This is a genomic window from Endozoicomonas sp. Mp262, from assembly GCF_025643335.1.
GTDB lineage: Bacteria > Pseudomonadota > Gammaproteobacteria > Pseudomonadales > Endozoicomonadaceae > Endonucleibacter.
Map to the genome: position 1 here is coordinate 2,840,073 of NZ_CP092489.1, position 19,422 is coordinate 2,859,494.

The window sequence follows — 19,422 nt, forward strand, 5'->3', positions numbered from 1 at the left end:
AACTGGGCGCGGTTTAGCATTGTTGAAGACTTATTTTTTGATGGCCTTTGCTCTGTAGTCATAATTGAATGTGACTTCAGCTGTGGTTTTATCTTTGCCCTGGATGATTCTCTGTTCATTGGTTGGAACCTTTGTTCCGAAAGCAATATTATAACCTTTCTTCTTTCCCTGGCCTGTTGAGCTGATGGATATCCCGGAATCCACAGAAGAGCGTCGGCTTCCTTTTGATGCTGTTGAAGAGGCTACGGATGCAAGGGATTCAGTTGAGGTGCTGGTTTTTTTGCTGTCTGCAAGCGAACCGTAACTGCTAGCCGGTGTTAAGTCAGCTTTAGGGGCTGAACGCTTTGTTGATACCGGAATTTTTGATGAACCCTGGCTGGTATGTTGAGGTGTGTATTTTGCACCTTCCTTATAACCAAACTTTTGATTCATTTTATTGGGCACTTCTGTCTTTACAGTAACAGTTCGCTGTTCCTTTACACTTTTTGTGGGAGCGGCTGTTTCTGATACGGTAGAAAGAAGTGGTTGTTGATTTACCTGTCCAGGTTCAACTACCTTTACTTTTCTGAAAAGGCCACCAAAAAATGTTTTGATATGGTTATAGGTTTTTTCAGCATAATCTGCATAGGAGAACAATGTCTGGAGAGCTGAAATATCTTGTGGGATATGAGGGTTAAACATAATAACTGCCTCCTGTATTTATTTAAGTGTATTATTTAATTATGATCTCTATTAAGCGGCAAAGTTCACTGAAATAGAGACAATCTGTACTATTGATCAGAAGCGCTAACATTCTGGTTAGCACTTATGGCAATGGATGGATAGTAACTACCGTAATTATTGAGATAGTTGCTATCCATTTTTGTTTGCCAGCCTTAGTTTTTTGAAACTGTGTTCCAAGTCTTCAAGATTGTGTTCATGCTTACGCTTCACGCCTATACTTCTTGGATTGCTAGCCACCTTCGAGGATATTTCAGCTAAAGTGGCATTTTGGTTAACATACACAATATCCTGTGGTTTAGGTGTGCTGCCAAATGCGGTCTTCACAGGAGAAGGCGGTATCTTAGTGGTTCTTGCTTTCAGCTTCCTGGCTTTTGGTTTGTAAGCACTGGTGCTGGTAGAGGTAAAGCCGTTGCCGTCACTCCTGCGTCCGAAAGCGTAATGTTTTTTCTCACCGGTGGCTTGAGGGTTCTGTGGTCGGCGGTGCGTTTCATCCAGTCGAATATTGCTGTTTGTGGGTGTAAGTTTGTTTTTGTGATTCATAACAGTGCTTCCGAAAGCCACTGTAAATGTCCCTCCTTGGTGGGAGAGGGTTCTGTTAGACAGACTTGCCGGGTTATTATAACTGCCAGTTGAACCGTTTTTGCATTTAAGATAACTGGGTAATTGAATAGTATTGATAGATTGTTTTTTTCCAGCAAACTGGGAAATGGGTTTTAGCTGTTTTTCAGATGACGCTGTTTCTGAAACGGGTACTCCTACTGGAGTCGTTGATATTTTCATAGTAACTAACCCGGATATTTCATAAAGCAGCAGGCTGTCCATTCAATTTTGACTTTTCTGTGGGGGCTGCTGTTTTATCACTCTGTGACTAAAGGTCTTCAGGCTCCGACTACACCAATCTGAACATTTAACGATCAATTCTGCTTTTTTAGGCCGAATGAATACTCCAAACGTCTCTCATCTGGTTATTATTTAGGCGGGCTAAGCGTTGTGGAGGCTGCTACCCAGGCCGAGGCAACGGCATTTGATAAAATATCTCTGTTACATGCTGCAAAAGCTTCTTGAATGGGCAGCTGCTGGGTAGGTGCAGTTTGATCCGATCCTTGTACTCAACCACCTTAACCGCTACTTTGCAGAGTTTTGTGATTACCGTTGATGGCTGGGCTTTCTCCAGTTCCGTTCCTTTCAAAGCCTTGGTTCTCAGCTCGTAATGCAGAACGTAAGCCGCACAGGCATAAAACAGTCTCAAGTGATTGGCCAGAAAGGTCTGGTCTGACAGTCTGTCACCGGACAGATCACTTTTCAGGTGCTTAATGAAATTCTCATCCTGCCCTCTTGGGCAGTACAGATCCTCATAAATCACCTCTGGGGAAGCCTCTTTGATTGAGGTGACAATAAAGCGGGGATTGTCGCCTTTCTCGTTAACCTCTGCCTTATAGATTATCCGGGTATCGAGCCCTTTCCAGCTTTTAGCCTGATACTCGGCCTCACCGTACAGCCTGAGTCGTTCTGGCTCAGGCATATCGTTCAACTTGGCTAAGGCTGTTTTAACCTTGAAAGCTCGACGAGCCTCATCTAGCAACTCTTTGGCTTTAGGGCGTAAGGCCGTCTTGTGACCGGCACCTTTACCCAGCACATAATCAGCATGAGTATTAGCCTGAACAACATGCATTAACTCAGGTTGAGCAAAGTGGCTATCCCCGCGCACCAGCAAATGGGTTTTTGGCCACCGTTTACGGATAAGCTTGATGACACGCTTGATAATAGCGGCATTTTCCCTGCCTGTTGGCGTTTTGCCTGGACGGAGGATGGCAGTAATCAGCTTGCCACTGAGACCTTCAAAAATCAGCAAAGGCAGATAACAGTAGTCCTGATATTTGGCATTAAACAAATTCATTTGCTGCGATCCGTGGGTAATGGCCGGTGTGTGATCAAGATCGATCACGATAGCCATAGGTGGCAAGTCATAACTGGCGATAAAATGATGCACAAATGCTTCAGCCATTTGATAGATATCTTTGCGCCGCATGGACTTCCCGAGCCGTGTGTAGGTGGGAGATGAAGCCAGGTGGTTATCATCATCCAAAGGGTTTCGTCCGGTAGCCAGCTTTAACATGGGGTCTTTACGGAGGCGGTTGCTGTCGTTGGCATCCTCATAACCGCAAGCCATTTGCAAAATTCGCTGAACCAGGAGGTTTTGCAGAGAGTGGTCAATGTAGGATGGGTGACGCTTGTCATCAATGGCCTGGGTCAGTCTGGAAATAAGTCCGCTATGCAATATGGTTTCCCGTAACAGCAGAGCCCCAAAATCTGAAGATAACTCTCCACCATTGAAGTCCGCACGGATAGTTTTACCATTTGAAGGATGAAAGCGAAGCTGCTCTTGTGTAGATTGGGTCATGGCAAGTTCCGGTTTGCTTTTTCCGAAGCATTTTTTTGTCAATCCAATCGTACCAACAGATTGGACGGAACTTGCCTTTATTTATGAAATATCCGGGCTAAGCCTCCTGCTTGTTTTTTTATATTTGTTCTTTAAATATTTTTGTTTTTTTTTGCTTTAATCTTATCTTCAACAATTTTTCTGGAATTTTGTGATTGTTTCCATAACTATGTAGTTATGAATACTTGCCATTGCGTGTTTCTAACGTAGAAAATTCTTGGCTTAATCGCTGTTCAGCGATATAGTGAAGCTTGTCTGAAATCTATGAGGTCTTACTCCGTTCGTGGAAGCTTTACCTAAGGCTCTGGCCTGCCCAAGTCCAGTGCATTTTTCTCTGCAGTTCTTTCTGAACCTGGTTCCAACCGCCCTTACAAATGACAAGTTGAGGTAAGTAGTCCGCATGATTACGCTGTTCGCGTATGTATTTGTTGCCCTGGCGGTATCCTTCCTATGTTCTGTCTTTGAAGCTGTTCTGCTTAGCCTTTCACCAGCCTATGTGGTAAGCCTTGAACAAAAAGGCAGTCAGTGGGCCGGTAAAATTCGGGAACTCCACGATAATATAGACAGGCCTCTGGCTGCCATTCTGACCTTAAATACCATTGCCCATACCGCAGGGGCTGCTGGTGCTGGTGCACAGGCTGCCAAAGTCTTTGGTGAAACCTGGGTGGGTATTTTTTCCGCTGTACTGACACTGCTTATTCTGCTGTTTTCTGAGATTATTCCGAAAACCATAGGAGCCACCTGGTGGCAGAAGCTGGCACCCTTTATGACAGTGTGTGTCAGAACTATGGTGAAGCTGCTCCTGCCCCTGATCTGGATCACAGAATTGATTACCCGTAAATTGACACCGAAGGATAAAAGTAATCCTTACTTGCGGGATGAAATCAGGGCGATGGCAGACCTGGGAGAGAAAGAGGGAGCCCTTCAGGGGCAGGAATCTGACTTGATGAAAAATATGCTGAGATTCCGGGATCTTAAAATTGTTGAGATTATGACCCCTCGATCCGTACTCTTCACCCTGCCGCAAACCATGGATACGAAAACCTATCTGAAAGAGCATGCCGATAGTGCATTTTCACGGATTCCCGTTTATGGCAACGAGCCAGATGATATCAATGGCTTTGTGATGAAAATGGATATTCTGGCGGCTAACAATAGAACTGAAAAGCCAGTGACTCTGGCCGAGCTTAAACGTCCCATTCTTGTGGTATTGGAAAATGAACCTTTGCCGAAGTTAATGACAACGCTACTGGAAAAGCGCAGTCATATTGCGATGGTGGTGACGGAATATGGAGATATCCGGGGTATTGTTACTCTTGAAGATATGATTGAAACGCTGCTGGGGCGTGAAATTGTCGACGAAAGTGACATCGCTGTTGATATGCAGCAGGTAGCCCGGCAAAAATGGGCCCATCGCCTGCCAACGAACGAGCATTAACTTAGGGGGCGTTCTCAATTAGACATGTGACCAGCCAGCCGTGATGAGCGCCAGGCTAGGCGCGAACTGCGCAGTGAGGTTGTTCCACATAAGCAGTGAGCAACGCGGCATGGCGCTCATCACGGCTGGCCCTTCGGGTTCCTCACACAGGCATTCATGCCGCGTTGTACGACTTGAACAGGGAACCACCCTGCCCTGCGTCGTACGCCTTGCCTGAATGCCTGTGTGAGGAACTGGTCTCATGACTAATTGAGAACGCCCCCTAGGTGTGAAATGCCAAAAATGGCTTCGGTATTTTGGGTGGTTTGGCACGCTATTTCAGCTTTGCTTTCATGCCTTAGCGATGCCAGGGAGGATAGAATCTTTGGCAGGTAGAGGGGAGAGTTTCTTTCTCCCTGATGCCCGGAGAGAGGCATGTCCGGGGCATCGGTTTCTAAAACGATACTGGTCAATGGCAGTATGGAAGCCAGCTTCCGTGTTTTTTTTGCTCGCTCATAGGTAAGAACACCGCCAAATCCCAGCTTAAAGCCCATATCAATATACTGCTTCGCCTGCTGTTCACTTCCGGAGAAAGCGTGAATAATTCCAGCCTTCTCCAGCATATGCTTCCTTAATATTTTTAAAATGGCATCGTGGGACTTGCGGGCATGGATGATAACAGGCAAACGGTGTTTATTGGCCAGATCCAGCTGCCGGTCAAAATAGAGCTCCTGCTTTTCACGCTTATCCCGCAGATTCTGAGTATTGTAGTCCAGTCCTATTTCACCAACGGCTACTAAATGGCGGCTTTTTCGGTGAAGGTGGTTCTCAAGTGTCTCTAGATGGGATGAGCAATGGTGTGTAATAAAAAAGGGGTGCAGCCCTAAACCATAATAGATTTCTGGCCCTTCCTGGTTCTGACGACCAACAACGTTTATCACGTCATGCCAGTTGGTAAATTGAGTAGAAGGTATACATAGACTTCTTATTCCTGATAAACCACATTGCTTAAGGAGCTTCCCCCTATCGTGATTAAAATCTGGGAAATCCAGATGGCAGTGACTATCGAATAAAGACGGTTGATTATTGGTCAAAAGGCAGTTCATAAGATTTGTCGGTATAACTCTTTGTTTGTATTTGTAAAAATACGTATAATGCTTCGCGATGATTGAGCAAAATAAGTATATTGCCATTATATGTATAGCAGTTGGAGTATTAGTGGTGGGGATGATTCCCCGTTGGTTACCCCTATCTGCAAAGCCGGATGCTGTGATCCGGAGCTATGTCCAGGATTGTTTTTTACGTGATAGCTGTCAACTGGATGCTGGCGATGCCCGCATTTTACTATCCATAGTCCCGGAGTCTTTGCCTGTTTTGCAGGATCTTGATATTTCTCTGGAGCTTGAAAATATTAATGCAAACCATGTGACTATGGAGTTCTCAGGTCGTGATATGCCTATGGCGCTGATGCCCTTTGAATTACGAAAACAGGGTTTTGACGGGTTAAAACAAAGGTATTCAGGTAAGGGCAGTATTGCTTTTTGTGCCACTGATCCTGAAATGGTTTGGCAGGCCAGACTGGTTATAGCGACACCGTCTGGTAACTGGAGTGTAGTATTTGAGCTTCATCCGGAATCAGGTATGACCCAGGGTATATCAGCCATGAGGCTAACCCCTGAAAACGTATTTTAATTAACGCAGTTATACCTGCTGAGGTGGTTTGCTCATTGTGTCGAAGGGTAGGCTAAATGCCTGAGCTATTGAGGAGTATGGTGTTATGAAAGCTCGAGTATTGGGGGGGATTGGACTGGCGGTGACGTTGCTGGTGACAGGCTGTCAACAGTCCGATAAAGGGGAAATCAGTTACTCTGATCAATATATCAGGGCGTCGATAGCCAATAACGAGGCTACTTCCGGATATATTACCCTGATTAATGGTAAGCAAGAGTCCATTGAGCTGACGGGGGCAGCGGTTTCATCAGATATTGCCGCGAGGGTAGAGTTGCATGGTCATTCTATAAAAGACGGCATGGTTAAAATGTATGAGGTGAAAGGGCTGGACTTGCCACCCGGGAAACCGGTTAAGCTTGAGCCCGGCGGCTATCATGTGATGCTGATGGGGTTGAAGCAGGGATTGGAGCCGGGCACAGAAGTGGATGTGAAACTGAGTTTTTCCAATGGGGAAACGCTGGCTGTTAGCATGCCGGTTAAAGCCATGCAGAATGTGCAGATGGAAAGACGTGCCGTTAGTGACAATAACGCTCTTGATATCAGTAATATCAGCGTACGGGCAGCCATGCCGGGTATGGATACCTCTGCGGCGTATATGACTATTGATAACCAGGGCGAAGAGGTACTGTCACTGGTAAGCGCAAGTAGTCCCCTTGCCAGGAAAACAGAGCTCCATACTACGGTTATGGAAAACGGGACAATGAAAATGAAGCATATCCCGGCATTGGAGATTAAACCGGGTGACAGAGCAGTACTGAAACCGGGTGGCCATCACATTATGCTGATGGGGTTAAAGGAAACCATTAAGGAAGGAAGTGAGGTACCCCTTGAGCTTAAATTCAGCGATGGTTCCGTGATGCAGTTTAAGGCAGTGGCCATGAAGAAAATTCCTGGCCAGCTTGTGGCTCATTAGCACTGATTGATTCAAGGTTTAAATGGGGCTGAGCTATTGCTCAGCCCTTGGTTTAGTTATCAATGCTCACGGGTTGTTCTGAATTCAATGTCAGGGTGACGCTCCTCGGCTAAAGAAAGGTTGACCCTGGTGGGTGCCAGGTAAGTCAGGTGACCCCCGCCGTCAATAGCCAGGTTTTCTACACACTTTCGCTTAAATTCCTCCAGTTTTTTTGTATCGTCACATTCGATCCATCGAGCTGTATTAACATTGACAGGCTCGTACATGGCTTCTACTTTATACTCATCTTTCAGTCGTCGCATAACAACATCAAACTGCAGCACACCCACAGCACCCAGAATAAGGTCGTTGTTGTTGATGGGCATAAATAGCTGGGTAGCACCTTCTTCAGACAGCTGCTGAAGTCCTTTTTGCAGCTGTTTTAGTTTTAACGGGTCTTTGAGCCGAACCCGCTTAAACAGCTCGGGAGCAAAGTGGGGGATACCCGTGAACTTTACTTGTTCGCCCTGGGTAAAGGTATCTCCTATCTGGATGGTGCCATGATTATGAAGGCCGATAATATCGCCGGAGATGGCTTCTTCTACATGAGCCCGGTCACCTGCAAGGAAGGTTACTGCATCGGCTATCTTTACATCTTTGCCGATGCGAACATGCTTCATTTTCATGTTGCGGGTATATTTGCCCGAGCAAACTCTCAGAAAAGCAATACGGTCTCTATGTTTTGGATCCATATTGGCCTGGATCTTGAAAATAAAGCCGGAGAATTTCTCTTCGCTGGCTTCCACCGTACGATGATCAGTAGCCCTAGGCAGGGGGGAGGGAGCCCATTTTACAAAGTCATCCAGCATTTCCCGGATACCAAAGTTGGCCAGTGCCGTGCCAAAAAACACCGGGGTCATTTTGCCCGCCTGATACAGCTCCAGGTCAAATTGGTGGCTCGCGCCTTTAACCAGTTCTACCTCATCGTGAAGATCGTCATAGAGTTCACCAAGGAATTCGCGGGCTTCAGCGGAATCAATACCCTGAATGCGAATATCATCGGGGATAACATTACCCTGTCCAGGTGTGAAAATATGGAGCGTATCGGTGTAAAGGTTGTAGACGCCCTTAAAGCTTTTGCCCATACCTATAGGCCAGGTAATGGGAGCGCACTGAATATTCAGAACAGACTCGATTTCATCAAGCACCTCAATCTGTTCCCGAACCTCGCGATCCATTTTGTTGATAAAGGTAAATATGGGGGTATCACGAAGGCGGCAGACCTCCATTAATTTTATGGTTCGGGCTTCTACACCCTTTGCCCCATCAATAACCATCAGGCAGCTATCAACCGCTGTAAGGGTTCTGTAGGTATCTTCAGAGAAATCCTCGTGTCCTGGGGTGTCAAGCAGGTTTACAATCCGGTCATGATAGGGAAATTGCATCACCGATGTTGTTATGGAAATACCCCGTTCCTGCTCCATTTTCATCCAGTCTGAAGTTGCCATTCGCCCGCTCTTGCGCCCCTTAACGGTTCCGGCAAGCTGAATGGCACCACCTAATAACAGAAGCTTTTCTGTCATGGTCGTCTTACCGGCATCCGGGTGAGAGATGATGGCAAAAGTGCGTCGAAGCCCCACTTCATGGGCTATAGAAGAGTTTGACATTTTTAAAAATCTTAATTTTTACGCATCTGCTGATGTGTCTATAGATGTATTAGCCAATACAATTGGCCGCAATCCTATCCAAATCCTTAGCGCATATGCAAGATAGTAACTTTTGTTATAGCTTTTAAGCTGAATACCTTCCCTGACTTGATCCGGGGTTTTTCGTCCGTCAATATTATCTATTGTCCCCCATTTATGAGATAGGGGGTAATAGGGTATGGTGGTGGTTACTTATAATAGTGGAAGATCAGTGGTGGTGCTTGTCTAACCGGTTCTGATGGCATAAAAATTATAAAAAAAGGGGAAGGTGTGCCAGATTTTTTCGCTACGCAAGGTGCATTTCCTGTATGGGGGGCACCTTCCTACGGGCAGTTTTTTGGCAGTCCGGTAAAGAATTGTATTAATTCCCGGGTACTTTTCCCGGATGGAGAAGGAATATATAACCGGTCAGTCACTGCCTTTAATCCTCCCTTTCAGTTCCTTCATGGCATATCGATGCCTTCATTGTATGGCTACCATAGTGGAGGTATACCTAATTACCCGCCTATGCAGAACCCTTGTTTATCAACCACTGCGATGGGATTTAACCCCAGATCCCTCTATGATCGTATGATCAGACCCTTTAGCCCAACTAATATCTACCCCTCCAAAAGTCATTCAGGGGTATCAGTGACCGAGTCTGGTTCACCAGCTATTGGGCAAAAGGATCAACGGGATGGTGATGCTAAAGTGAATCAGGGTAATAAGGTGTCAGGGGCTATATTCCCAGATGCCGGTGATTTTGCAGCTAAACCTGACGAGAATGAAAAAACGGATCCGGGTTCTATCCAGGGAGACAGGCGGTACAACCATCCGGTAAAGGCTGACTTGCCTGAACAGCGTTTAAAGGTTGAGAAAGATTCAGGTGGACTGTCAAAGGGCTGGAAAAAAGAGCAGCAGGGTATAGACCAGCAGGCTGAACATTTTGATTCCTATAGACGCAGGAATGTGTTGGTGGTTAATGAGTGGTTTCCTGTGGCAGAAAACGCTGAGCCTGAACGCTGGCTGTTACAAAAACCCTTTAAGCAGTTAACGGGGTTAAAGTGGAAAGCGTTACCTGCCCATGAGCAGAGACGACTAGTTGATAACCTTCGTCAACATCTTTGCTGGCAGCCTGTAGACCTGAAAAAGAATAGAGACTTTGCAGTGGATCGTACAGCCTGGTATCTATCATCCAGGCATCAATCGGGTTTTCAGGAATGTTCACCGGACACGGCAGCTGTGTTAAGGAAACACTATGGGAGGGATGGAATAGTTTTCGGTGATCATGTCATTGAGGTGGTTAACCAGGCTATTCAAGAATATACGGGTCAGCTGACTGTTTTGCGGGTTTCAAAATCAATGTTGAATATGGAGCAACTCAGCGGTCGCACAGCTGCATTGCTGGGTAGCTCGCCATTGGAGGCCGGATTTCAAGAGTGTAACCAGCTTGCCGGGTCTCTGCTCTCGGAGTTAGAGGATGCTGAAAAGCAAGCGGAACACTCTTTAAGTATGCTTCCTGAACCGTTACAGGCTCTGTATAAAGCCATGATAGCTGATCTTGAATGTCAGAAGGATAAGATAAAGAGCTTTATGGCCCGGCTTGATGTAAACAGTGATGATAACCCCCTTGGTCATGATAAATGGCAAAAAGTAAAAGCGAATGAGTTAAAAGTTGCTATAACGGTGGTTGATAATAAGCTTCAATCTCTGGCAGCAAAAAAAATACCTGACCAAGAAAGGATAAAGAGCCTTTCTAAATTAAGGGGGGATTTGGTTAAAGAGTTGGATTATGTGGGCAAGGGTATTGATGGTTATGATTATGAGGCCCGGAGCAAGGGGCGTTTAAGAACCCATGACTATGTGACCTCTATTCGAAAACTGTTATTTCAAAAAGGGGTTGCCAGCAGCGAAGATAAAATCAAGAGCAGGCAAGGTAAGGCACGAGCTGAAGTTTTAAAGAAGGGTTGGCAGCCAATATCGAAACAACTGGCTATTGAGGCAGGCGATAAGACCGGGCTTTATACCAGTCAAATAATACCGGCATCTTCTTTATCCTTGTATACGGGATCTCCAGGTAAAGAATCAACGCCGGGAAAATGTATATTGCAATATAAGGAAGGGGAGGGAGTCCCTTCCCTGTGTAACTCTGAGGCCAGACATGCGGTTAACCTTAATGAAACCGGGCTTTATAAAGGAGAAAAAGAAGGGGAAGGGGGAGGAAATCCTCTTTTTAGGGGGCTGCGCTCGGGAACCATTGGCCCTGGACCGATGTTTGTTCCTGATAAAGCAGAGAGGCAAACGGCAGCCAGGCAACGGGCCACAGAGTTAGTGGTTGCGGCCTTAAGGCTTGAATTCGAAAATCACCCTGAAAAATGGCTTGATTCACTAAAGGGGCAGACTGTGCCTGTCAGGCTGGTGTCCACCTCTTTGCTATCTACGGACGCTATTAGAAACAGTACCCTTGTCAAGAAACTTGTAAAACAGGGCGTTGATATAGGGTTGAAAGATAATGAGCTGGAGATGCAAAAAGAGCAGGTGGAAGCACTTGAAGAGATTAAAAGGGAGCTTGAGGCTGGTGGGACGGTGGCTATTCGGGATGCGGAAGGCACCGTTCATTCAGTGAAGGTTGGTCTGGAAACAGCTACCTTTAATTTTGGAGTAAATCTACTGTCTTTAAAAGAACTGGGGGAGAAAGAGACAAATTACGGCAGTAAGGATCACGACAAACGTTTTATCGGTTTTAAGGAGCATGCCTGGGATGAAGCCCCAAAGTATAACATCAAGGCGCTTAAGACCTTAATGGGTGATTTTGACAGGCCGGGAGCCTGGGAGCCAGGAGGGTGGGTCCAATCATTTATGGAAAAACCGGATGCTTCTGATCAGGACAAGAAAATCGTTCAGCAGCTGGCGAGGCAAATCAGGGAACTTTATCTTACCGGTGACTATAAACAGGAAGGGGAGGATGCCTATAAAATGGTGGCCCGTATTAGTTTGCTGGCCTATAAAATCGGGGCTGTATCTCATTTTAACTGTAAAAGTGGCAAAGATCGTACCGGTGAGGCAGACGCTACAGTAAAAAGACTGGCGGCGGAAGTGGATGCATTGGGCTATGTCCCTGATCCCTGGGAGCCTGTTTCTCGCCAGGATCAATTACGATCACAGCTATTTGCCTGGAATAGCGGCAATATGGAGCTGCTGCTGCAAAATGCTAATGAGCCAGGCTATAAAGTAGCCACTGGCATGAATCGTATCGGCCCCACAGTTTGGGGTAAGGTTCGCCACCAGGGGCATCCGCAATTTGAAAAAGCCAAACAACGGCCAGCTCAGCTTAAAGGGCTTTTTGCACCTGCTGCTTAGGGGGTGCTGATGTTTTATTACGAGCACTGGCTTTGTGACCCTTCGGGTATTGAGTAAGCCTGCTAGTACATTATTTCAATTTGATTGGCAACAAGTTAATGCTGCTGCTCATTAGGGGCTGTTGATGTTTTATCGCGAGCCACCCGGAGGGCCAAAGCCAGCGCTTCCGTGCCGTCGTTGCAGCAGCTTGAAAGGCATGAGCATTCCTGCGCTGCTACGCCTAACCACGAAAACGCTGGCTTTGGCTGAGCACGCGATAAAACATCAACAGCCCCTAGGCATGATCCTGATTTTCAGTAAATTATGTCTCAAAAGTCCCATATCCAACTTGTCCTGAAGAAAAGCAAAAGCTGAACCAAAGTATTGATGGTGAACAGCATGCTCACCTTGTTGCCCTGACCTACTCTGAACTACAGAAGGTAAGGCTCGGTGGATGCTGGAATTACTACGAATTGCTTGCAGAAAAACTGGTTGAATATGGCTGAAATAGAGCCGGGTGTAGGATTTCGTAAAATTATGGAGAGTGGCTATAGTTAATGAAAAAACACCAAATAAATAAGGGGAAGGAATATGGCATGTAAAAAAATACCAATAACCACTATCATCTCACTGAAATTTATTTCAATATGCTTTGGAATGAGTTTCAGTTTTTCAATATTTGCAGCTCCGATTCCTCCAGCTAATTCTTGGGATTCATCCAAGTTTGAAAGTTTGGTATTAATACTAGACTCTCAAGGCACTTCCAGTATTTGGTGTAGAGGTATTATGATTGCTCCTGACTGGGTTATATCATCAAGTGGTTGTATAAAAAATAGACAGAAGGATTTTCCTGAAAATCTCTATATTGCAGTATTATCAAAAGATACCGGTAAAAAAACTAAGTTTTATAATGTGGTTAGAAAGGAGTCACACCCAAATGCTCGGAATTTACCATGGGAAGGAGCTGATATAGCATTACTAAAGTTAGAAAAACCAATTACTAATCTCAAGATATTACCAATTGCACCTTTATCATTGCCAGGAGATAATATTCTTTTGGAAGGACAGGCTTCTGTTTTAGGCGAAAAATTTTTTCCTTATTATAAACAGTCATTTGAATATGAAGCCATTGTTAGTCCGAAAAATAAAAATGAAAGTAATTGCAACCAAATAATGAGAAGCCTTGAAAATGATCAAAGTGATTTAATCTGCGTACATCACTACCTGAAAAATGATGGTTTTCACCTTAGCCACCTAAATCTCATTTTTCAAACATTTGATGATGCAGGAAAACCTATTAAAGAAAGTGAAATAAATGGTTATAATCAACTAAGGCATAAATTTGTTTCTCCATTCGAGACGTTAGGTGGTTTCATACATGGAGCACCATTAATTGTAAATGTATATGGTAAAAATTATTTATACGGTGTTTATAGTCACATATTTATTAACTCAAGTTTTCCTCCTCCATCAAAATATGACCGACTCCTTTGGGAGTCAGCTTTGTATACAGACTTAACTCCATATGCAGGGTGGATAGAAAATGTTATAGATAATTTTAAGTAATTGAATGAACAATCACTGGCTGAAAGCTGACAGGTTACCATGACAGACTGAAAGCAATGGAAGTGTTTAAAATTCGTTTGTGTTACGCTGAGTCCGATAGTCGTGTCCCATTTTCTCCATGCCTTGTTGTTTAAACCGCGCCAACATAGAAAGCGCATGTTTTCTAGCCTTTTGACTGGCGCGGTTTAGATGGGGGTGTTTTTCTCAACTTTTCCACTTCTTCATCCAGTGAGGAAACAACCCACCAGCAATTCCCGCAGACTTGATTAAAGCCCTTAATAACAAGGGCTGTAGCTTGGTAGCCTCTTGCTAAAATCGCAGACTATCCGGTAGAATTTCACCACAATAATAATAACGATGCTCATGTTGTGCCGCTAACGAAACCAAGAACCATTGCTGAAAAACTGCTCAAAATAGTCTCTGATGAAGCGGGTCAAATTCCAGACTTTCGCAAGAAAAGCCAACATGACAAAATTGTCCTTCATGATGCGGTCATGAGTGGCCTGGCAGTCATGCACCTGAAATACCCTTCATTACTGGCTTTTGATCAGGATTGTGTCAATAACCCAGATAGGCTCAAGAACTTAAAGTCGATGTACAATGTCAGCTGTGTCCCCAGTGATACCTATCTGAGGGATCTGATTGACCCTATCGAAACACGCTATTTAAGGAAGTTCTTTACCCGCCTGTTTGCCTTTGTGCAACGATCTGGGCGGCTTAAGCAGTTCACTTATTTTGAGGAAGGGTATCTTGCGCCTATCGATGGTACGGGGCACTTTTGCTCAGGGAAGATTAGTTGTCCTGAGTGTTGTGTAAAAGCCAGGCAGCAAAAATCCGCAATACTACCATCAGTTACTGGCCTGCTGTCTGGTAAAGCCGGGCAAGAAAGAAGTATTACCTTTAATGCCTGAACCCATCATCAAACAAGTTGATGCGTCAAAGAATGATTGTGAGAAGGTAGCGCTCAAGCGGCTATTGGCGAATTTATCCAGAGAGCATCCGCACCTGCCACTGGTTCTGACTTTTGATGACCTGTACTCAGATGGACCGACCATCAAGTTGGTAAAGTCCTTTGGCTATAGCTTCATTATGGTGGCAAAGGATTCAACCCATGAGTCGTTATACCAGGCCGTCGATGAGCTGGATTGTGCAGACAAAGTGGTGCGCTATGAATATACCGATGATAAAGGGTTTACGCACTGGTTCCGGTTTGTGAATGGTGCCCCCATTAACAAGTCACACCCGGATGTGCTGGTTAACTTTCTCGAATATATAGAAATTGATCCAGAGGGCAACAAGAAGTACGTCAACACCTGGGTCACGGACATTGAGCTTTCAGCCGAGAACGTGAATAAATTCATGCGAGGAGCACGCGCTAAATGGAAAATTGAAAACGAAACGTTCAATACACTGAAAACACAGGGCTACCATCTCGAACACAATTACGGGCACGGAAAGCAGCATCTGGCCAGCAATCTGGCATGCCTGACTTTTACGGCCTTCCTCATCAACCAGATAGAACAACTGTCTTGCAAGCTCTTCCAGGAAGCGCTCAAGATAAAAAAGTCTAAAAAGGCATTCTGGCATGCCATACGAGGGCTGTTTGACTGGTTCTGCATTGATAACTGGACAGACGTATTTACAGCTATCATTGAAGGGCGAAGTGTGAGCTTGAAGTTGCTGACTGTCGATACGACATAGAGCGTTGATGTTAGCCCTGTGACCTGTGTTACCTGTCATTAAAACCGACTGCCGATATAGCAGCAGTCTGGCTCTGTTCATCCGCGATAAAATCATTTTTAATTAACTGAAAATGTGCCAGCCGGAATCTGGTTTGCGGGAATTGCTGACAACCCACAGACGGTCAGTCACAGCTATTGGGTCTTGATTAATCTCCTGGCAAAATTGATTGACAGCACCGGCAAGTTCATCTTTTGATCCATAACAGTAATGGTAGGTTAAATCTTCCCGAAGCTATCGCCACAAAGCCTTTACAGGCATAAAATCGGGACTGTAAGCGGGTAGCGGTATCTGAGCTGTTTTGCTACTTCTTGTACAATAATGGCTTTATGGTCAGAAGCACCATCCCAAATAATACCAATATCCCGATTTGGGTTATCCAACCGGATACGCTCCAGAACATTTACTGTATGTTCTTTATTCCCTTTGGGATAAGGCCATATTTTGACTTGTCCTTCATTAAAGTAGTACAGACCATAGAATATCACTTTAGCAGAGAGGCCGGGAGAGTCAGAGGATACCCAGAAGCTGAGCGGCCTGATTAAGCAGAGGTTATGAAAAAATGCTGACGTTTCGCAGTAGCCCAGGAATAACCTAAAGGTCACGCGGACTCACGTCTTTCAAGCTACTGCAACGACGGCACGGAATCGCTGGTTTTGGCCCTTCGGGTGGCTCGTAAAGCGGCTTTCCGACTGCGTTGGACTGGCTTGACGTAAAACAACTATGCCTGCACCAGTCCTCCCGGTGTGCCCCATTGGGTATTGCGGAAAACCGCTTTACGAGCCACTGAACTCACGATCAAACGTCAACAGCCCCTAGCGTGGTGCGGTTTAGTAATCTCAACTGTCTTACCCCGTTCCCAGCGGTTTGCTGGGAATGCATATGGGGGTTTCAGCGTATTTAATCCTTTATGGATATTAACGCTTATCTGCATCAGTGAGTGTCAGTTTGTTCTTTCAGTGGCGAATAAGGCAAGGTCTATCATGGCCTGTTTGTGCGGGGAGTCTGGCAAATGCGTCAGACAGTCAATCGCTTTTGCGGAATAGTGTCTGGCTTTTTCTGATGTATAGTTGAGGGCTCCACAGGACCTCACTGCCTCAATGATCTTATCCAGATTATCCAGTCCCCCTTTTTGGATAGCCTGGCGAACCAGTTCCTGCTGACCGGTATTGCCATAACTCAGGGTATAGATCAGGGGTAGCGTTGGTTTACCTTCAGCCAGATCATCTCCCAGGTTTTTACCCATCAGCTCACTGTCACCATTGTAGTCCAGCAGGTCATCAACCAATTGAAATGCCATTCCCAGATAATTGCCATAATTGGCCAGGGCTTTCTCCATTTTTTGATTGACACCCGATAGCACTGCCGCTGTGTGGGCTGAAGCTTCAAATAGCATGGCTGTTTTGCAGCGAATGACGTCCATGTAGTGCGCTTCGGTTACTCCCGCATCACGAACATTCATTAACTGCATCACCTCGCCCTCGGCAATGACATTGGTGGCATTGGCCAGAATGTCGAGCAGTCTGAGGTTTTCCAGCCCTACCATCATTTGAAAGGCCCGGGAGTGCAGAAAATCGCCAACAAGCACGCTTGGGGCGTTGCCCCATACGGCATTTGCCGTATCCCGCCCCCTGCGCAGATCCGATTGGTCAACAACATCATCATGTAGCAGGGTGGCGGTGTGAAGCAGCTCAATAATAGCTGCCAGGGGAATGTGGTTATGACCCTTGTAGCCACATGCCCGTGCTGTGAGTAAAACCAGTAATGGGCGGAGCCGCTTGCCGCCGGACTGAATGATGTATTGCCCGATCTTGTCGACCAGGGCAACATCAGAATGCAGTTGCTCGCGAATGCACTTGTTCACCAATTCGAAGTCTTCGCGTACAACGACCTGAAAAGAAGGTTGCTTTCTGTCTGGCATAGGGCTGTGTAAGTGGATTTAAATCTGCAATCCTATGGAGAGGGGGTAAGTCTGTCAATAGGCAGGGAACCGATGGTGTTATCCGGTCTCAAGCGAAGTAATGCTATAGATTCGCTGATAATCAAGGTTCGGGATATAACCTGTGTACATTCTGGCGGCTTTAAATACCTCTTTAGCCTTGAGTTTTGCACCTATTCTTAATGCGGCTTCATTCAATTCCGGTGTATCTAAAAAAACGCGCTGTCCTTGGCTTTTTGAAAGAAAGTAGAACAGTAATTGTTCCGCAATTTCGGGCGAATCAGCAAACAGGGGACCCACTTTATAGCCGTTGATACAGTGGCGCATTACCCCATAGCCTTGTAGCTGATTGTTGAGTAGCCATGCTGCTTTGATGGTGTGGGGCTGGGCAAGCCATACCTTGAGGAAAGAGGAACGGGATGCTGGAAAAAGCCTGGCTTCATAATCCAGGAGATCGGCCAGGGGGATGGCTTCGAAATTTGCAATGAGCTGCGGTGGCGTGGGGGGAGTGATTATCGGCCGGAACTCAAAACGGAATGTGGTGTACGCAAATCGAAAACCAATATGGCGATATTTGGAAATATTTTCCATAACCCCATCAAGACCGATATTTCTTTGACCTGCAATTTGTAGTCTATGCCGGGTCATGGCTAAGCCATAACCCAGCCCCCGGTACTCGGGTTTGATAATATAAAGGCCAAAAAATGCAAAGCCGGGGGAGTAATTAAAGACAGCACTGACGCCTGTCAGTTGGTTGTCGATAAAGCAGCCCAGAAGACCGGCAGGGAAAAATTGGTAGAGTGTTTCTGCATCGTTGATGCCCGGGTTCCAGCCCTCCTGTTTGACCCAGTCAAACATGATGTGGGTCTCTTCCCGGGTGAGAGGTCTGACCAGTGGCAGGGTTTTAGAGACTGGAGTTATCATTGTTACCCTCCTTCTTCATAGGGGCAGGTGGACAGTTTTCCTGCCAATAATCAGCGATGGACGCTCTGGTGGTAAACCAGACATGGTTATGGGCCTGGGCATATTCGATAAATTTTTTTAAAACCTGGCTTCTACCGGGATGGCCTGACAGGCGGCAGTGTATACCGATAGACATCAGGGTCGGGTGCTCTTCGCTTTCATGGTAAAGGGTATCAAAGGTGGCTTTCAGGTGTTGCCAGGCTTGTTCGGGAGTGCTCCAGCCCGGGGATAAGGTATATTGGCAATCATTATTCAGTAATGTATAGGGGATAATGAGATGGTGCTTGCTTCCGGTATTTAGCCACCAGGGCAAGTCGTCAGAGTAATCATCACTGTCGTAGGTCAAGCCGGCATCAATAACAAGTTCGCGGGTATTACGGCTTTTTCGTCCTGTATACCATCCGGTCACCTTTTTTCCGGTACTGCTTTCGATAATATCCAGGGTGCGATGGATATGCTCTCTTTCAAGGACTGCGTCAACCTTGCTGTAGTCTATCCAGCGATAGCCATGGCCTGCAATTTCGTGGGGAGAGCCTTGCAGGTATCCGGCAAACTCCGGGTTTCTTTCCAGTGCGAGTCCACAGGCAAAGATGGTGGCTGGTACCTTGCACCTTTCAAATAATTTTAACAGGCGCCAGCACCCCACCCGGCTACCGTAGGAATACAGACTTTCTGAAGAGAAGTGACGAGCCTGAGATAAAGAAGGCAGGGCGGAGAAACCACTCATCAGGTTTTCAGAGCAATCATCGCCGTCAAGGGGGTTGCGCTCTGCACCTTCTTCATAATTAAGTACCAGGCTGATTGCCAGCCGGTTGCCCAAAGGCCATTGAAACCGTGGACGTTGTTGACCGTAACCCTGCCAATCACGCGGGTAAGTATCTTTCATGGAGTAAATATAGCCAATGAGACTTGCCAGTTCCGTTGCATTTCCTTAAAATTTGCGCCCCTATCTGAGAATCCGGGATAACGTGCCATTTTGTCTGGTGC

At 45.9% G+C, this 19,422-nt stretch carries 16 protein-coding genes; 7 read left to right on the top strand and 9 right to left on the bottom strand.

The genetic code is table 11. The features are described 5' to 3' along the window. Window positions 1-30: 30 nt before the first annotated feature. The 3 genes from MJ595_RS12560 to MJ595_RS12570 all read right to left on the bottom strand — a co-directional run bounded on the left by MJ595_RS12560 (window position 31) and on the right by MJ595_RS12570 (window position 3,124). Window positions 31-681, bottom strand: coding sequence for a hypothetical protein (locus MJ595_RS12560; protein ID WP_263078244.1), 651 nt, complete (start codon window positions 679-681; stop codon window positions 31-33). Between the two features lie 171 nt (window positions 682-852). After that, on the bottom strand, window positions 853-1,503 hold the full coding sequence (locus tag MJ595_RS12565) for a hypothetical protein (protein WP_263078245.1): 651 nt from the start codon (window positions 1,501-1,503) through the stop codon (window positions 853-855). A 220-nt stretch (window positions 1,504-1,723) separates the two neighbouring features. Continuing rightward, the gene (locus MJ595_RS12570; RefSeq protein WP_263322433.1) at window positions 1,724-3,124 is read right to left on the bottom strand and encodes an IS1380 family transposase; all 1,401 of its coding nucleotides are present in this window, start codon (window positions 3,122-3,124) and stop codon (window positions 1,724-1,726) included. A 439-nt stretch (window positions 3,125-3,563) separates the two neighbouring features. On the opposite strand from MJ595_RS12570, the gene MJ595_RS12575 reads away from it, so the two are divergent. After that, window positions 3,564-4,601: a hemolysin family protein gene (locus MJ595_RS12575; protein WP_263078246.1), complete on the top strand. Its 1,038-nt coding sequence runs from the start codon at window positions 3,564-3,566 to the stop codon at window positions 4,599-4,601. 245 nt (window positions 4,602-4,846) lie between these two features. On the opposite strand, the gene MJ595_RS12580 is transcribed toward MJ595_RS12575, so the two are convergent. Then, entirely contained in the window at window positions 4,847-5,686 is an 840-nt protein-coding gene (locus MJ595_RS12580) for a TatD family hydrolase (RefSeq protein WP_263078247.1), read from the bottom strand. A 58-nt stretch (window positions 5,687-5,744) separates the two neighbouring features. Here MJ595_RS12580 and MJ595_RS12585 point away from each other — a divergent pair, with 58 nt between their 5' ends. Next, window positions 5,745-6,272 carry a hypothetical protein gene (locus MJ595_RS12585; protein WP_263078248.1) on the top strand — a complete coding sequence of 176 codons (528 nt, stop codon included), beginning with the start codon at window positions 5,745-5,747 and terminating at the stop codon, window positions 6,270-6,272. Between the two features lie 85 nt (window positions 6,273-6,357). Beyond that, window positions 6,358-7,224: a copper chaperone PCu(A)C gene (locus MJ595_RS12590; protein WP_263078249.1), complete on the top strand. Its 867-nt coding sequence runs from the start codon at window positions 6,358-6,360 to the stop codon at window positions 7,222-7,224. 59 nt (window positions 7,225-7,283) lie between these two features. Here MJ595_RS12590 and MJ595_RS12595 read toward each other — a convergent pair whose 3' ends face one another. Further along, window positions 7,284-8,870 (bottom strand): peptide chain release factor 3, encoded by a 1,587-nt coding sequence (locus tag MJ595_RS12595; RefSeq protein WP_263078250.1) that lies wholly within the window; start codon window positions 8,868-8,870, stop codon window positions 7,284-7,286. A 309-nt stretch (window positions 8,871-9,179) separates the two neighbouring features. Between MJ595_RS12595 and MJ595_RS12600 the strand changes: the two genes are divergently transcribed. From MJ595_RS12600 to MJ595_RS12615, 4 genes are all read left to right on the top strand, one after another. Next, window positions 9,180-12,248: a hypothetical protein gene (locus MJ595_RS12600; protein WP_263078251.1), complete on the top strand. Its 3,069-nt coding sequence runs from the start codon at window positions 9,180-9,182 to the stop codon at window positions 12,246-12,248. A 570-nt stretch (window positions 12,249-12,818) separates the two neighbouring features. Continuing rightward, complete coding sequence (locus MJ595_RS12605) at window positions 12,819-13,793, top strand: trypsin-like serine protease (RefSeq protein WP_263078252.1); 975 nt, start codon at window positions 12,819-12,821, stop codon at window positions 13,791-13,793. Between the two features lie 368 nt (window positions 13,794-14,161). Continuing rightward, window positions 14,162-14,704 (top strand): hypothetical protein, encoded by a 543-nt coding sequence (locus MJ595_RS12610; RefSeq protein WP_263078253.1) that lies wholly within the window; start codon window positions 14,162-14,164, stop codon window positions 14,702-14,704. Beyond that, entirely contained in the window at window positions 14,697-15,494 is a 798-nt protein-coding gene (locus MJ595_RS12615; RefSeq protein WP_263078254.1) for a hypothetical protein, read from the top strand. Before MJ595_RS12610 ends, MJ595_RS12615 begins: the two co-directional genes overlap by 8 nt. A 290-nt stretch (window positions 15,495-15,784) precedes the next feature. On the opposite strand, the gene MJ595_RS12620 is transcribed toward MJ595_RS12615, so the two are convergent. The 4 genes from MJ595_RS12620 to MJ595_RS12635 form a co-directional block, all read right to left on the bottom strand. After that, entirely contained in the window at window positions 15,785-16,138 is a 354-nt protein-coding gene (locus MJ595_RS12620) for a hypothetical protein (protein ID WP_263078255.1), read from the bottom strand. Window positions 16,139-16,476: 338 nt separating this feature from the next. Next, complete coding sequence (gene ispB / locus MJ595_RS12625; protein WP_263078256.1) at window positions 16,477-17,454, bottom strand: octaprenyl diphosphate synthase; 978 nt, start codon at window positions 17,452-17,454, stop codon at window positions 16,477-16,479. 78 nt (window positions 17,455-17,532) lie between these two features. Beyond that, window positions 17,533-18,396: a GNAT family N-acetyltransferase gene (locus MJ595_RS12630; RefSeq protein WP_263078257.1), complete on the bottom strand. Its 864-nt coding sequence runs from the start codon at window positions 18,394-18,396 to the stop codon at window positions 17,533-17,535. Continuing rightward, window positions 18,377-19,321, bottom strand: coding sequence for a polysaccharide deacetylase family protein (locus MJ595_RS12635; RefSeq protein WP_263078258.1), 945 nt, complete (start codon window positions 19,319-19,321; stop codon window positions 18,377-18,379). The genes MJ595_RS12630 and MJ595_RS12635 overlap by 20 nt, the downstream gene beginning before the upstream one ends. Between the last annotated feature and the right edge of the window lie 101 nt (window positions 19,322-19,422).

Excerpts from the sequence above, each read along its gene's own strand:
- MJ595_RS12580 (WP_263078247.1), bottom strand. The coding sequence starts at position 5,686 with ATGAACTGCCTTTTGACCAATAATCAACCGTCTTTATTCGATAGTCAC.
- MJ595_RS12575 (WP_263078246.1), top strand. The coding sequence starts at position 3,564 with ATGATTACGCTGTTCGCGTATGTATTTGTTGCCCTGGCGGTATCCTTC.
- MJ595_RS12565 (WP_263078245.1), bottom strand. The coding sequence starts at position 1,503 with ATGAAAATATCAACGACTCCAGTAGGAGTACCCGTTTCAGAAACAGCG.
- MJ595_RS12590 (WP_263078249.1), top strand. The coding sequence starts at position 6,358 with ATGAAAGCTCGAGTATTGGGGGGGATTGGACTGGCGGTGACGTTGCTG.
- MJ595_RS12560 (WP_263078244.1), bottom strand. The coding sequence starts at position 681 with ATGTTTAACCCTCATATCCCACAAGATATTTCAGCTCTCCAGACATTG.
- MJ595_RS12630 (WP_263078257.1), bottom strand. The coding sequence starts at position 18,396 with ATGATAACTCCAGTCTCTAAAACCCTGCCACTGGTCAGACCTCTCACC.
- MJ595_RS12570 (WP_263322433.1), bottom strand. The coding sequence starts at position 3,124 with ATGACCCAATCTACACAAGAGCAGCTTCGCTTTCATCCTTCAAATGGT.
- MJ595_RS12595 (WP_263078250.1), bottom strand. The coding sequence starts at position 8,870 with ATGTCAAACTCTTCTATAGCCCATGAAGTGGGGCTTCGACGCACTTTT.
- MJ595_RS12585 (WP_263078248.1), top strand. The coding sequence starts at position 5,745 with ATGATTGAGCAAAATAAGTATATTGCCATTATATGTATAGCAGTTGGA.
- MJ595_RS12635 (WP_263078258.1), bottom strand. The coding sequence starts at position 19,321 with ATGAAAGATACTTACCCGCGTGATTGGCAGGGTTACGGTCAACAACGT.
- MJ595_RS12605 (WP_263078252.1), top strand. The coding sequence starts at position 12,819 with ATGGCATGTAAAAAAATACCAATAACCACTATCATCTCACTGAAATTT.
- ispB (WP_263078256.1), bottom strand. The coding sequence starts at position 17,454 with ATGCCAGACAGAAAGCAACCTTCTTTTCAGGTCGTTGTACGCGAAGAC.
- MJ595_RS12615 (WP_263078254.1), top strand. The coding sequence starts at position 14,697 with ATGCCTGAACCCATCATCAAACAAGTTGATGCGTCAAAGAATGATTGT.